This is a genomic window from Saccharopolyspora hattusasensis (genome assembly GCF_050972075.1).
Taxonomy (GTDB): domain Bacteria; phylum Actinomycetota; class Actinomycetes; order Mycobacteriales; family Pseudonocardiaceae; genus Saccharopolyspora; species Saccharopolyspora hattusasensis.
On record NZ_JBPCDC010000001.1, the window covers coordinates 2,552,289 to 2,565,972 of the forward strand.

Consider the following 13,684-nt stretch of genomic DNA (forward strand, 5'->3'; position numbering starts at 1 on the left):
CCTAGTTGTAGCTGAGCTGCACCGGCGACGGAATCTCCCGCCATCCCCTGGCCAGGTAGGACGCAGGTAGGACGGGTTGTCGTTGACCATCAGCGTGCGCCCGTTGCCCGGCGCCCAACCGCCGTTTTCACCGCCGGGCATCTGGTACGCCAGCAGCAGCCCCGCCGCGAGAATGTTGACCTCGCCTGGTGAAAATGCGGCAAACGGCAACGTCCCCGCATCCGGGGAGATACGGGGACGTCGGGTTCACCGGGTCATTCTGCGTCCGGAGACGGCCCGCCCCGGATCATGTACAGCGTGTTCTCCAGCTCGTCCGGCTTGATCAGCACCTCGCGGGCCTTCGACCCCTCCGACGGACCGACCACGCCGCGCGACTCCAGCAGGTCCATCAGCCGACCCGCCTTGGCGAACCCGACCCGCAGCTTGCGCTGCAGCATCGAGGTGGACCCGAACTGGCTGGTCACGACCAGCTCGGTGGCCTGCAGCAGGACGTCGAGGTCGTCGCCGATGTCGGAGTCGACCTCCTTCTTCTCGCCCGCCTTGGCCGCCGTGACGCCGTCGGTGTAATCCGGGTCGGCCTGGTCCTTGGTGAAGGAGACGATGCGGTGGATCTCGTCGTCGCCGACGAACGCCCCCTGCACGCGCACCGGCCGCGACGCGCCCATCGGCAGGTATAGCGCGTCGCCCATCCCGATCAGCTTCTCCGCGCCCGGCTGGTCCAGGATGACCCGCGAGTCGGTCAGCGACGAGGTGGCGAACGCCAGCCGGGACGGCACGTTGGTCTTGATCAGACCCGTCACCACGTCCACCGACGGGCGCTGGGTGGCCAGCACCAGGTGGATGCCGGCGGCCCGCGCCTTCTGGGTGATCCGCACGATGGCGTCCTCGACGTCCCGCGGCGCGGTCATCATCAAATCGGCGAGCTCGTCGACGATGGCCAGGATGTACGGGTACGGCCGGTATTCGCGCTCGCTGCCCAGCGGGGTGGTGATCTCCCCCGACTTGACCTTCCGGTTGAAGTCGTCGATGTGGCGCACCCGGTTGGCCTGCATGTCCTGGTAGCGCTGCTCCATCTCCTCCACCAGCCAGGCGAGCGCGCCGGCGGCCTTCTTCGGCTGGGTGATAATGGGCGTGATCAGGTGCGGGATGCCCTCGTACGGGGTCAGTTCCACCATCTTCGGGTCGATCAGGATCATCCTGACCTCCTGCGGGGTGGCCCGCGCGAGCAACGACACCAGCATCGAGTTGACGAAGCTGGACTTACCGGACCCCGTCGAACCGGCCACCAGCAGGTGCGGCATCTTGGCCAGGTTCGCGGTGACCATGTGGCCTTCGATGTCCTTGCCCAGCCCCATCACCAGCGGATGGCTGTCCTTGCCCGCCTCGGCGGAGCGCAGCACGTCGCCGAGCCGCACCATCTCGCGGTCGCTGTTGGGGACCTCGATGCCCACCGCGGACTTGCCGGGGATCGGCGCCAGCAGCCGGACGTTGTCGGTCGCCGCGGCGTAGGCGATGTTCTTGGTCAGCGCGGTGATCTTCTCGACCTTCACGCCGGGGCCGAGCTCGACCTCGTAGCGGGTCACGGTCGGACCCCGGGTGAAGCCGGTGACCTGGGCGTCGATGTTGAACTGCTCCAACACCGCGGTGATCGCCTCGATCATGCTGTCGTTTGCCCGGCTGCGGCTCTTCGGCGGGTCGCCGTCGGTGAGCACGTCCAGCGGCGGCAGCTGGTAGTCGCCTTCGACGCTCCGGCTGATCTGCGGCTTGCTGCTTTTCTTCGGCTTCTCCTCGGCAGCTTCAGCGACCGGCTTGGCCGGCACCGCGGCGGCTTTCGGCTTGGCCGGCTTGGGCTGTTCGTCGGGCACGTCGTCCAGCGAAAGCTGACGGTCCTCGTCGGACATCGCCGCCTGGCGACGCCGCGACGGGCGGCGTAGCTTGACCGAGGCGGTATCGCCCTCGATCCCCTTGGTATCGGCCGCCGACCGGGCCTCCTCGGCCTCCTGACCGAGTCCGCGCAACCGCGCCGCGACCTCGCGCACCGGCGTGCCGGTGAGCACGAGCAGCCCGAACAGCCCGATCAGCACCAGCACCGGCACGGCGACCCAGCCGGTGAGGCCGTGCGCGAGCGGCCCGCCGGCGACGAAGCCCAGGGCCCCGCCGGCGTTCGGCCAGTCCTCGGGGTTCAGCGGGGAACCCGCCACGATGTGCAGGACGCCGAGCGTGGTGAAGATCAGCAGCATCGACCCGATCACCACCCGGGGCCGTGCCTCCGCGCTGTTCTCGGTGCGCATCAGCAGGACGGCCGTGACCAGCAGCACCGCCGGCAGCACCACGGCGGCCATGCCGATGACCGACCGCAGGGCCCAGTCGAACCAGTGCCCGACCGGCCCACCGGCCTGCCACCAGACACCGGCGGCGGCGATCACCGCGGTCGCCAGGAAGATCAGCGCCAGTCCGTCGCGGCGGTGCGCGGGGTCGAGCGTCTTGGTCTTGCCGACCGCCCGAACCACGCTCCCGACGCCGCGCGCGAGGCTCCCTCCGCTCCTGGAACGGGTCTTGGTGGACCGCTTGGGCGCCGGCCTGCGGGGCGCGTGCGTCGATCCGGGGCGGGGCTTGGCGCTCCCGGTGCTCTTCCGCGCGGTGGTCGACCTGGCCGATCCACCACTCCTGGCAGTGGAGCCGCGGCTCTTGGTCGCGCTCTTGCCGCGCGACGAGCCACGTCCCCCGTTCGATGTCCGGCTCGCCATGCCCCACACGGTATCTTCACCGGCCTCTCGCGTCACACCAGCCACGGAAGATCGCTGGTCGGACGTTTTTCGGGCGATCCGCTCCAACCGGGGCACCGCGCGTGAGATCCTCAACCATCATGGTTGCTTTACCTTCCAGCCCGCACGAGCCGACACGCCGAACCGACCGCGAGAAACTGTTCCGCGACGCGCCGCTGCTGTGGCGCGTGCTGATGCGGGTGGACCGGGCGGTCGTCGGGCTCACCGGGCGGCTGGAAGTGACCGGCGACGTGCCGGATTCGGTGCGCGGCAGGCCGCTGCTGCTGGCCGCCAACCACATCGGCAACCTCGACGCGCTGGTGCTGATCGCCGCCTGCCGGACCCGGCAGCTCGCGCCGCGGTTTCTCGCCACCGGCGGACTGTTCGACACTCCGGTGCTGGGCAAGGTCCTCCGCGCCTGCCGACACGTCCGCGCCGACCGCGGCAAGAGCACCGCGGGCGAGGCGCTGGGGCGGGTCGTCTCGGCGCTGACCAGCGATCATCACCCGGTGCTGATGTACCCGGAGGGTCGCATCACCCTCGAACCGGACATGTGGCCGGAGCGCGGGAAGACCGGCGTGGCCCGGATGGTGCTGGCGTCCGGCGCCACGGTGGTGCCGATCAGCCAGTGGGGCGCCCACGAGGCGATGTGCTACGGCACCGTCCGCGTCGAGGGGTTCGGCGACCTGTGGATCCTGTTCGCGTCGTGGCTGTGGGCCATTCGCCGCAGGCCGAAGCTGAAAGTCCACTTCGGAGCGCCGGTGGACCTGAGCGACCTGTCCGCCGACCGGGTCGGCGACGCCGCCAGGGCCCGCGACCGCATCATGCGCGCCATCGCCGCCGGCATGGTGCCGCTGCGAGCGGGCGAGCTCGGTGCTCCTCGCCACTTCGACGCGACCCGCCCGGCCACCGGGAAACCCAGCCCATGGCGCCCGTGACTGAAGCCGATTAGCCCGGTCATCCGCACGCCAGCGGCCGAACGCCGTACGGCGCCGTGCTAGTCCACATCGGACCCCGGCGCGGCTCTTGCCACCGTTGTTCAGCTCCAGGTAGCGCGGCGGCTACGCAGCGAGCAAACGCGGGACATATTCACGCGTGATCGTGGTTTGTCCGTTTCTCGCTGACCGGGAAGGCTGCCATGCGATTACCACGCGCCCTCATCCGCAGACTCTCGTTACTCGTCCCTCTCGTCCTCGTCCTGGCCCTGGCTTTCTCTGTCGCATCGGCACCGAGCGCGCTCGCCTTCCCGCCCGACGTCCCCGGGAAGTCTCAGCTGCAGTCCGAGCTCAACAGCCTCAGCGTGCAGGCAGAAGGCTCGATGGACGGCTATTCACGGGACCTGTTCCCGCACTGGCACACCGTTTCGGGCACCTGCAACACCCGTGAGACGGTGCTCAAGCGCGACGGCACCAACGTCGCCGTGGGCTCGGACTGCTACCCCACCTCTGGCAGTTGGTACAGCTACTACGACGGCATCACGCGGACCTCTCCGTCGCAGATCAGCATCGACCACGTCGTCGCACTGGCCGAAGCCTGGCGTTCCGGCGCGCGCAGCTGGACCACCGCCAAGCGTGAGGCGTTCGCAAACGACCTCACCGGCCCGCAGCTGATCGCGGTGACCACCGAGGTGAACAGCGCGAAGGGCGACCGCGACCCGGCGTCGTGGAAGCCGCCGCGCACCGCCTCGCATTGCGGTTACGCGAAGTTCTGGGTCCACACCAAGTACCGTTGGGGTCTGACCCTGCAGTCCGCCGAGAAGACCGCCCTGCAGAGCATGCTCAATGCCTGCTCGTACTGATCTGGAACTATGACCGAACTGACGTCCATCTTCACCGCCACGCCGGACGGGGTGCTGACCAACGAGGTCGGCGTGATCACCGGCGAGCTGGAACTGCGCACCACCTGTATGGATGACGGCGCGCTGCGGCTGGCGATCCGCTACGCCGGGGCGGCGGAGTGGTACACGGTTCGGGGCGAGAACTACCGGTTGCACGACCCGCGCGACCACGAGGTCGTGCACCGGCTTCTCGTCAATGTGCTGCACCGGCCGGTCGCGTCCTGACGCCGATCGCACCGGTCGCGTCCTGACGCCGATCGCGCAGAGTGAGCCCGCAACCAGCCAGGTGATCCCAGCCGGGGACCGCATCCGCTGAACGAAAGTCGCCCGGGCAGAGCAATTCTCGCCAACTGAGCCGCTGGAACAGCGATCATCCCGTTTACTGTCCACATTGCTCGCCACTGGAAGGTGGGCCCAACAGGACAGACGGGACAATCGTGAGGAAAGTCGTCACTGCTGCGATGGCCGTCGGTCTGCTGGCCGGCCTGCCGCCGGCCGCCGGAGCCGCAACCGCCGCGCCCGCACCGGTTTTCGAGCCCACACCGGTTCAATGGGGCCAGTGCAAGGGAGAGGGCCTGCAGAAGGCCGGGGCGGAATGCGGGATGGTGAAAGTCCCGCTGGACTACGCCGACCCAGCGGGTGAGCAGGTCTCGCTCGCGATTTCGCGGATCAAGCACACCGTGCCCGACGACCAGTACCAGGGCGTGATGCTGGTCAACCCGGGCGGCCCGGGCGGATCCGGCCTGTCCCTGTCGGTGCTCGGCGCCTACGTGCCCAAGAACGCCGGCGCGGCCTACGACTGGATCGGCTTCGACCCGCGCGGAGTGGGCGCCAGCGAGCCCGCGATTTCGTGCGACCCGAACTACTTCTCCTACGACCGCCCGCACTACGTGCCGACCACGCCGGAGCTGGAGAAGGCCTGGCTGGACCGGACCGAGGGCTACGCGCGGGCGTGCGGGAACAACGGCAAGATCCTCGACCACATCAAGACGACGGACGTCGTCGGGGACATGGACAGCATCCGCAAGGCGCTGGGCGCCGAGCAGATCAACTACTACGGCTTCTCGTACGGCACCTACCTGGGCCAGGTCTACGGCACCCTGCACCCCGAACGGATGCGCCGGGTCGTGATGGACGGTGTGGTGAACGCAGGCGACGTCTGGTACGACGCGAACCTGAACCAGGACGTGGCCTTCGACCGCAACATCAAGATCTTCTTCGACTGGATCGCAAAGTACGACGGCACGTACCACCTGGGCACCACCGGCGCTGAGGTGGAGAAGCTGTACTACGAGCAGCTCGCCAAGCTCGACCAGCAGCCGGCGGGCGGCGTGATCGGCTCCGACGAGTGGACCGACGTGTTCCTGGCGGCGGGCTATTCGCAGTCCGCTTGGGACCGCCGCGCCAAGGCGTTCTCGGGTTGGGTGCGGGGCGGCGACTGGCAGACGCTCAAGGCGATCTACGACGACGCCAACACACCGGGCGACGACAACGGTTTCGCCGTCTACCTCGCGGTCCAGTGCACGGACGTCAAGTGGCCGGCGAGCTGGGAGCAGTGGCGCAAGGACAACTGGGCCGTCCACGAGAAGGCGCCGTTCGAGGCGTGGGCGAACGCCTGGTACAACGCGCCGTGCCGGAACTGGCCCGCGAAGCCGGGCAAGCCGGTCAACGTCGACGGCAGCAAGGTGGCCGGCGCGCTGCTGATCAGCGAGGAACTGGACGCCGCAACGCCGTTCCCCGGCGCGCTGGAAGCACGCAAGCGCTTCCCCAACGCCAGCCTGATCAGCCTGACCGGCGGCACCACGCACTCGGGTTCGCTCGGCGGAAACGCCTGCCTGGACGACCAGATCGCCGACTACCTGGCCACCGGCAAGCTGCCGGCGCGGCAGCCCGGCGAAGGCCCGGACACCAAGTGCGAACCGCTCCCCCGGCCAACCCCTGAGGGTGTGGGCGCGCTGAACGTCCGCCCGCAACAACCCGCGGTCCTGCAGGAAGCCCTGATGTCCAACTGGCACTGATCACCGAAGCACAAACACAAGTGGCTAGCCTTCCCCGGGAGGCTAGCCACTCAATCAATCCGGCGCTTCCGACTGGGTACTTCGGATCCGATCCGCGATCTCCCGCAGTGATCCTTCCGCTGGAACCACCCATCGCGTCGTGCCTTGAACCGCCTTTATGGAGTTTCCGGCAACATTGCTCAGCATATGCATCACAAGCCCGCTGGGTGAGTACTGCGTTTCGTCGGCTGCCCATAGGATGGGCTTCGATCTGTGATTCACCCAAGTCGCTTTTCCACGCCGTGGGTCTTCAGCCAGCCAGCCGGCGAGATGGCGTTGCTCCGGACCTGTCACGGGTTTGAATTCCAGCGGCGTTCCGTCCGCCAGATACCTAGAGTCGATTATCGCCACTACGGCGTTTGGCGATCGCCTCCCCTTCCTACGCGATCTCGGCAGATATTCATCCGGTAGCACCGGTATCTGCCCTCCCATATTCATGGTTTCCTTCGCCTGCTCAACGAGGGACCTGCAAAGGTTCAGATCACTGAAGATCGCACTAACTGCTGGCACCTTGCTTCGCATTCGGTCCACCAGATGAACAAGCAACTTCAGGAAATCTTCCACCAGGCCGGGAATACTCGCCAGCGCCTGCGCCCAAACGGCGCCACCGGCATCTTCGAGAACGGCCGACCCGAGTTTCTGAAACACCAGGTGGGCGATAACCAGATCCCCGTGACTGGAAACCAGCTGCGCCCGCCCTTCCCACTGGTTCTTCTTACGGGCCAGCTCATCCTTGATCGAACGCAAGACTCGCACGCAGTTCCACACCCGGCGAGCTGACACATTGCCCGGGAAGATCGACGAATAAGTTTGTTCTTCCCAAAGCAATTCGCGGTCACGCTTCGCCCGAAACACCATACGTGCATCATCGTCCGCGCAAGCCAATGCTTCCGCAGCTTCGCCAACGCCGCACCCGTCGTCTGCCGCCGGCTCAGGAGCTCCGCGCTTCACGACGTAGTTTTTCTGCAGGTCGAGGGCGAAATCCAGCGCTAGTCGCTCTTGCACTTGATCCAGTGCGATAAAATCTTGCTCGACGACCACATTCTGCGTATTCGTTGCCCGAGTAATCTCTGCGGCGAAGCCGGGCGGGCAGTTCTCCAGCGAGATCAGCCGAACGAGAACCCGGGCCTCCGTCACTACATCTGGGCTTTCTTGTATAGCGGCGTGGATTCCTGTGACCGTCTGGGCGCCGTTCACCACACTGGCTCCCTCGGCACGCAGGGTGACGGGGCCGTTGGTCCTACCCGCATAAAGTCCGCTGCGCGAAAGGGCATCACACAGGACCGTTATACCATTGTTGAAATACCAGAATTCCTGCGGCGATTTTTTCAACGTCGCCGCGATATCTCTGTTAACCTTCGTCACACCCAGCGAGTGGCGAATGTTCTTGTCGAACAAAGCATCCTTATGCTGATCATACCATTCTGCGATGATATGTGCGGGCACGGTGCCGTAATATGCTTTGTGTGGATCGTCAAGAAGTGCCGCTTGTTCAAGCAAGACGTCAACATTGACCTTCCGGGCCTGCACACCCTGCCGCACTATCTCATGCAGCTCCTCTATACCCAACTTCGTGTAGCTGACAATCGGTTGCCCGGAATTCAGTTCAAGGCATCGCCGGTTCAAAATATCACGAACCGAGACCGAAAAGTCATTGCTGCCCGTTACCGCGAAAACGAGATCGATCTTCATATCGTAGCTATTGACAACATTGCGCACTCGGTCAGCAAAGTCTTGAAATCGATCGTTGAACGCACTGAGCTCATTGTTTAGTATCAGCTCTAACCCGTAAAGAAGCTTATGTGCCGCCTCTTCGCTGACGCCTGCGCGTCCTTTGTCGCTCCATTTTGCCTGGATCAACCAAAGGCGACTCGTGTCCTCATCGACTCCGATGGCATCTATACCCTTGTCCGCAAAATCGTCAATAACCGCCATCGCCGCTTGACCACTGTCACATCCAGTGAGCTCGCGGACCGCTAATGCAGCCAAACAACGGGAATATAGTTTTTGCTCTCGTTCATGCTCTGGTCGCTTCCGCAGATCTTCGACATCGATGTGCGTAGTAAATTCGCTTTCGAGGAACCGTCGAATCCGTTGAACGGGGATCGGGGTCACCCCCATGTTATTCCTCCGGGCTGCTCGACGAAACTCCAGTTCCCCACGCTATACCGATCCCTCGGATGTTCCAGCACCCAATTCAGTGTCTTCCGGAGTTCCGCCGCCCAGAGCTTCGGCGACGGCGGCGAATTCGGAGAGTGCAGCTTGCAGGTCCTCGACGATCTCCGCCGCGATGACCTCGGGTGGCAGCAGCGAATCCGCGTCGTCGGCCGATTCGTCCTTGACCCAGCCGATCAGATCGAGGTTGACCTTGTCCCGCGCGATCAGCTTCGCATAGTCGAAGAGCTGCACGCGGTCGTTGAGCTTGCGGTCTTCGGGCCTTTCCGCCGACAGGTACCACTCGACGAAGTCGTCGAGGTGCTCGGCACGCAGCGCCTTGGTCTTGAGGGTGAAGTGCTGATTGGTACGGAAGTCGTAGACGGCGAGCTTGCTGGTCAACGCCTGATCGACACCGGCGGGAGGCTTGGCGTCGAAAAACAGCACATTGGCTTTGACACCACCCGCGTAGAAAATCCCGGTGGGCAACCGCAGCAGGGTGTGCACGTCGTAATCGCGCAGCAGGTTCCGGCGAACGGTTTCGCCCGCACCACCTTCAAAAAGCACGTTGTCCGGTACGACAACCGCGGCCCGGCCGGGGATGTCGAGCTGCCTGGCAATGTGCTGGACGAAGTTGAGTTGTTTGTTGGTCGTGGTGACCCAGAAATCGTCACGTTTGTACGCGACGTCTTCGCGGGTGGCTTTGCCGTCCTCGTTGACGACAGTGATCGAAGACTTCTTGCCGAACGGCGGGTTGGCCAGCACCAGGCTCGCCTTGCGCCCGCCCTTGGCGAGCGCGTCTTCGATCTGAATCGCCGGTTGGTCATCCCACGAACCGATGCCGTGCAGCAGCAGGTTCATCGCAGCCAAGCGCGCGGTCCCGTGGACCAGTTCCGTGCCCCAGATGTTCTTGGCGATCCGGCCGAGCTTCTCCCGGTCTCGATCGAGGCCGTTGGGACGCACGTAGTTGTCCACGATGTAGGCGTGGGCGGCGAGCAGGAACCCACCGGTGCCGCAGGCGGGGTCGGTGATCGTGTCTTCTGGAGCGGGCTGCGAGCACCGCACCATGGCATCGATCAGGGGGCGCGGGGTGAAGTACTGGCCTGCGCCTGACTTGGTGTCGGCAGCGCCACGGGACAGCAGCTGCTCGTAGGCGTCGCCGTTGACATCGGTGCCGTGCACCGACCAGATCTCGCGCCCAATCAGGTCGTTGACCAGCCGGGACAGGTTCGCCGCGTTCTGGATCTTGTTCTGCGCCTTACCGAAGATCAGGTTGTGCGCTGTGTTCGCAGGCTGTTCGCCAAGGTCGGTAAGCAGCTGCTCGTACCGACGCTTGAGCTCGGAGCCGGTTTGGTCTTCCAGTTCGGTCCAGCCTCTATTCGTCCAGCCCCTCGGGAGCAGATACTCCTGGACGATCGGGTCGTTCTTCTTCTCGTCGGCGATCTTTAGGTAGAGCAGGAAGGTCAGCTGCTCGACATAGTCGATGGTGGACACGCCCTCGTCCCGGAGAACGTTGCAGTAACTCCACAGCTTGTCGACCAGCCGACGCGTCTCGGCCTGACTCCCAGCAGCGCTCACCGTTCTCCTCACAGACCCCATGTCGACTCGCCCAACCCGCGCACTCTACCGGCCAAGCCGGAGACGACGGGCCGCAACGCTGCCAGATACACACTGCGACTTTTAGGTGAAGGCCGGAACGATTCGGGCATCTCAGCAAAGTGATCGCTGCCATAGTGCTGACCGATTCAATCTGCCGTAGTCACGCGCGGTGATCACACAGAATTGATCAACAACCAATGGGGTGTCACGAGGAGGGGACCGTAGACATGGCAGGGTACGGCGTTGATCCCAACGCGCTGGAGAGCGCCATCAAGAAGCTCGAAGACATCCGGGACCAAGCCCAGGCATTGCTCATCAGCGCTGAAACGGTGACGCCTGGCGAGCTGACGGCGAACGACGGCTACACAAACAAAGCCCGTCAGGCGATCCAGGAGCGTGCAACGGGTGACCAAGGGTCCCTGCGCATGGCTTCGAGTGAGCTCTACGACAAGCTGGGCGAGAAGATCGAGGCTTACAAGGCGACGCTGGAGGAGTACCGGCGGAACGATGTTGCTTCGGCGGCGGACGTGAGCCGAGTCCAGCGAGAGGCATGATCAAGGCATGAAGACGAAGTTGATTGGGCTCAAACGCAGTACCGTGATCGCCGCCAGCGCGCTCGTGGTCGGCGGGTTGGCAGCATGCTCCGGCCCAGATTCGAGCGGCGGCGAGCCCCCCAGGAATCCACCGCAGGAAACGGCTACTGGACCGAAGGTCAGCGACCCCAGAGATCCGTCTGCCGTAGACCTTTGCAGCTTGCTGCCCGCCGACAAGGCAGTTTCGCTCGGATACGAGGGGCAAGGCAAGGTTTTGAAGAGCCCGTCGCCGGACTCCCCCGAGACATGCAGCTGGGGAACCGCGGACAGGAACAACACCGTTTCCCTGGCGCCGATCAAGGATCGGTCGATCCAGGACTACTACGACAACAAGTCGAAGTTCGTCGACTTCCAGGAATTGACCATCTCCGGACACCCGGCCGTGCGCGCGAACAAGGGCGACCCGGCGAAGGATGGCTGGTGCTCGATCTATTTGGCGACAACGGACAGCAGCCTGCTTTATGCATTCGCCCGTGACTCCAGTAAAGCCGATGCTTGTGGCATCGCACAGAAAGCGCTGGAAGCATCAGTTCCAACCTTGCCCGCTGCGAGATAACAAGTACCTGGGGAGAGAAAATGCTTGACATGTGCTATGCGAGTAGCGCCAAGGAGTACCGCAAACAGATGGGCGGGGCTCCGGACGCTGCCAACCTTCCGACGCCAAGCGATGAAGGCATCAAGACCTGGGAGAACGTCGCCAAGTCCTTCGACCAGATGGTCACCGACATCGAGGACGCGCTGCGCGCGGCCGAGGCCGCGCACCACGGCCGGGCCGCCGATGCGGCGAAGGCTTCGATCGCCGAGATCAAGCCCTTCGCCGAAGCTGCTGCCAACACGTCTCGTGGTGTGAAGGCCGCGCTGGAGGAGCAGGCCACCTACCAGCGGGAGGCGTTCCAGTCACTCCCCCGGCAGGGAGACAAGTTGGCGAGTGGGCAGGAGGCAGTTCTTGATCCGCCGCAGAAGGGGTGGGTTGAGGACTGGGGCCTCGATTCCAACCCCATCACCGGGTGGATGAGCGACTACGAGGACCGCCAGCAGGCCTACGTCGACACCAACCAGCAGGCCAACACCGCCATGGAGCGCTACAGCGCCCAAACCGAAGGCGTCCTCGCGCGGATGCCGGAGTTCCAGCCCGCCGACCAGCCGCCGCCTCCCCCGCGGCAGGACCAGCAGTCGTCTACACAGATCCCGAGCGGGTACTCGTCGAACCACAGCACCCCCAGCAGCCACACCAGCGGACTGTCCACTTCGGCCACTGCCTCCGGCACCTCGTCGTCGTGGGCGACGTCGGCGCCGCACGCCCCTTCCTACGTTCCGCCGTCGTCCCCGCCGTCCACACCGCCGGCGAGCACCGCTCCGTCGTGGACGACGCCGCTGCCCGGTCAGCCCTCCACCCTGCCGCCCGGCGTGGTTCGCGGCCCGGACGGCACGCTGTTCCGGCAGAATCCGCAGACCGGCGCGTGGGAGCGGCAGAACCCGTACAACGGTCGTTGGGCTTCGTCGCCGGGCGGCGGCCCCGGTGGGGCCGGGATGCGCGGCGGCACAAGCGGGCTCGGCTCGGGGTCCGGTGGCCAGCTCGGTGCCGGTGGGCGCGCGGGCGTCGGTGGTCTCGGCTCGGGCACGGGTGCCGGTGGCTCCGCTGCTGCGGGTGCTGGGGCGCGCGGCGGTGCGGGCGCGACGGGCGGTGCCGGTGGCGCTGGCCGCGGGAAGCCGCAGGGCGAGGAAGACCAGGAGCACGAGCGCCCGAGTTGGTTGCTGGAGGACGACGACGTCTTCACCAACGACATGGAGCGGACCGCACCGCCGGTTTTCGGTGACTGGTCCGACGAGGGACGGTGACCGTGGCGGGGCGTGAGATCAGCCTGCCTCCCGCTGCGGCGAACTACCTGTGCACTCGTTTCGATCTGCAACTGCATCCGCTGCTGCGGGTGGGCTGGTTGCCAACGGAAGCCACCGGACAGGACCGCCGCGAAGCGGCTGAGCTCGGGCGGCGGCAACTGGCCCAACAGGGCCTTTTCGATGACGACGACCTGCACCCGTTCCTAGAAGATGCGATCCATCTGCTGGCCCGACCGCCACTGGCGGTCGCAGTCGCGGTCAATTCCCGGGACGGCGAAAGCTTCAACGCGGTGCTCGTCGAACACGGCCGCAGCACCGTTCAGGCGTATCAGGCCGATGGTGACTCACAGGACGACCTGCGGGACATCCGCATCAAGCGCCATGAACACGGCGGCCCGGCGGGCAATGCGGTCAACCTGCTGGGCCGAGTCGCCCCCGCCGAAGGCATCTCGGTGTCAGTGCCCTGCGAACAGCTGGATCGGGTCGGCAAGCGGATGGGGGCTGGCGAGACGAGCCTGACCTCGGCCTTGAATTCCAACGGAATCCGCGGCAACGACGCCAAAACGCTCGCCCAGGCCTTCACCGCGAAGCGGACCATGGACAGCCTGTTCACCGTCCGCGCCTACGACCAGAAAGTCCGCCGGACTCGCACACTGCCGTTCAACCTGCAGTTCTTCACCACCGAAGCGGGCTGCTACCTGGCCCAGCGGAAGCCTGGCCGCGACGGGCGCGAGTGGTACACGCTCGCCCCCGCCGACGGGCGCAAGCTGGTCGCCACGATCGACGAGATGATCAAGGTACTCACCGGGTCCGCAGCCCGCATCTGATGCGATGGGCCCG

At 65.4% G+C, this 13,684-nt stretch carries 11 protein-coding genes; 8 read left to right on the forward strand and 3 right to left on the reverse strand.

What is annotated here, in order from left to right:
- Nucleotides 1–254: 254 nt before the first annotated feature.
- Nucleotides 255–2,747: an FtsK/SpoIIIE family DNA translocase gene (locus tag ACRXBZ_RS11260; RefSeq protein ID WP_433879071.1), complete on the reverse strand. Its 2,493-nt coding sequence runs from the start codon at nt 2,745–2,747 to the stop codon at nt 255–257.
- 119 nt (nt 2,748–2,866) lie between these two features.
- On the opposite strand from ACRXBZ_RS11260, the gene ACRXBZ_RS11265 reads away from it, so the two are divergent.
- The 4 genes from ACRXBZ_RS11265 (at nt 2,867) to ACRXBZ_RS11280 (ending at nt 6,620) form a co-directional block, all read left to right on the forward strand.
- On the forward strand, nt 2,867–3,703 hold the full coding sequence (locus ACRXBZ_RS11265) for a lysophospholipid acyltransferase family protein (RefSeq protein ID WP_433879072.1): 837 nt from the start codon (nt 2,867–2,869) through the stop codon (nt 3,701–3,703).
- Nucleotides 3,704–3,903: 200 nt separating this feature from the next.
- Nucleotides 3,904–4,563: an HNH endonuclease family protein gene (locus ACRXBZ_RS11270; RefSeq protein WP_433879073.1), complete on the forward strand. Its 660-nt coding sequence runs from the start codon at nt 3,904–3,906 to the stop codon at nt 4,561–4,563.
- Between the two features lie 9 nt (nt 4,564–4,572).
- A complete protein-coding gene (locus ACRXBZ_RS11275; RefSeq protein WP_433879074.1) occupies nt 4,573–4,827 on the forward strand; it encodes a hypothetical protein in 255 nt (84 codons plus the stop codon).
- A 236-nt stretch (nt 4,828–5,063) separates the two neighbouring features.
- On the forward strand, nt 5,064–6,620 hold the full coding sequence (locus tag ACRXBZ_RS11280) for an alpha/beta hydrolase (RefSeq protein WP_433883850.1): 1,557 nt from the start codon (nt 5,064–5,066) through the stop codon (nt 6,618–6,620).
- A 54-nt stretch (nt 6,621–6,674) separates the two neighbouring features.
- On the opposite strand, the gene ACRXBZ_RS11285 is transcribed toward ACRXBZ_RS11280, so the two are convergent.
- Together ACRXBZ_RS11285 and ACRXBZ_RS11290 are read right to left on the reverse strand one after the other, a co-directional pair.
- The gene (locus ACRXBZ_RS11285; protein ID WP_433879075.1) at nt 6,675–8,774 is read right to left on the reverse strand and encodes an AIPR family protein; all 2,100 of its coding nucleotides are present in this window, start codon (nt 8,772–8,774) and stop codon (nt 6,675–6,677) included.
- Between the two features lie 48 nt (nt 8,775–8,822).
- The gene (locus tag ACRXBZ_RS11290) at nt 8,823–10,391 is read right to left on the reverse strand and encodes a class I SAM-dependent DNA methyltransferase (protein WP_433879076.1); all 1,569 of its coding nucleotides are present in this window, start codon (nt 10,389–10,391) and stop codon (nt 8,823–8,825) included.
- 248 nt (nt 10,392–10,639) lie between these two features.
- On the opposite strand from ACRXBZ_RS11290, the gene ACRXBZ_RS11295 reads away from it, so the two are divergent.
- From ACRXBZ_RS11295 to ACRXBZ_RS11310, 4 genes are read left to right on the forward strand one after another with little or no spacing between them, the layout of a single operon-like run.
- Nucleotides 10,640–10,966 carry a hypothetical protein gene (locus ACRXBZ_RS11295; RefSeq protein ID WP_433879077.1) on the forward strand — a complete coding sequence of 109 codons (327 nt, stop codon included), beginning with the start codon at nt 10,640–10,642 and terminating at the stop codon, nt 10,964–10,966.
- A gap of 7 nt (nt 10,967–10,973) precedes the next feature.
- Nucleotides 10,974–11,561, forward strand: a complete 588-nt coding sequence (locus tag ACRXBZ_RS11300; protein ID WP_433879078.1) for a DUF3558 domain-containing protein — start codon at nt 10,974–10,976, stop codon at nt 11,559–11,561.
- Between the two features lie 20 nt (nt 11,562–11,581).
- Entirely contained in the window at nt 11,582–12,844 is a 1,263-nt protein-coding gene (locus ACRXBZ_RS11305; protein WP_433879079.1) for a hypothetical protein, read from the forward strand.
- Nucleotides 12,841–13,671, forward strand: coding sequence for an ESX secretion-associated protein EspG (locus tag ACRXBZ_RS11310; protein ID WP_433879080.1), 831 nt, complete (start codon nt 12,841–12,843; stop codon nt 13,669–13,671). The genes ACRXBZ_RS11305 and ACRXBZ_RS11310 overlap by 4 nt, the downstream gene beginning before the upstream one ends.
- Nucleotides 13,672–13,684: the final 13 nt, after the last annotated feature.

What these genes read in the sequence shown, in the direction of transcription:
- ACRXBZ_RS11260 (WP_433879071.1), bottom strand. Translation starts at nt 2,747, where the DNA reads ATGGCGAGCCGGACATCGAACGGGGGACGTGGCTCGTCGCGCGGCAAG.
- ACRXBZ_RS11265 (WP_433879072.1), top strand. Translation starts at nt 2,867, where the DNA reads ATGGTTGCTTTACCTTCCAGCCCGCACGAGCCGACACGCCGAACCGAC.
- ACRXBZ_RS11270 (WP_433879073.1), top strand. Translation starts at nt 3,904, where the DNA reads ATGCGATTACCACGCGCCCTCATCCGCAGACTCTCGTTACTCGTCCCT.
- ACRXBZ_RS11275 (WP_433879074.1), top strand. Translation starts at nt 4,573, where the DNA reads ATGACCGAACTGACGTCCATCTTCACCGCCACGCCGGACGGGGTGCTG.
- ACRXBZ_RS11280 (WP_433883850.1), top strand. Translation starts at nt 5,064, where the DNA reads ATGGCCGTCGGTCTGCTGGCCGGCCTGCCGCCGGCCGCCGGAGCCGCA.
- ACRXBZ_RS11295 (WP_433879077.1), top strand. Translation starts at nt 10,640, where the DNA reads ATGGCAGGGTACGGCGTTGATCCCAACGCGCTGGAGAGCGCCATCAAG.
- ACRXBZ_RS11300 (WP_433879078.1), top strand. Translation starts at nt 10,974, where the DNA reads ATGAAGACGAAGTTGATTGGGCTCAAACGCAGTACCGTGATCGCCGCC.
- ACRXBZ_RS11305 (WP_433879079.1), top strand. Translation starts at nt 11,582, where the DNA reads ATGCTTGACATGTGCTATGCGAGTAGCGCCAAGGAGTACCGCAAACAG.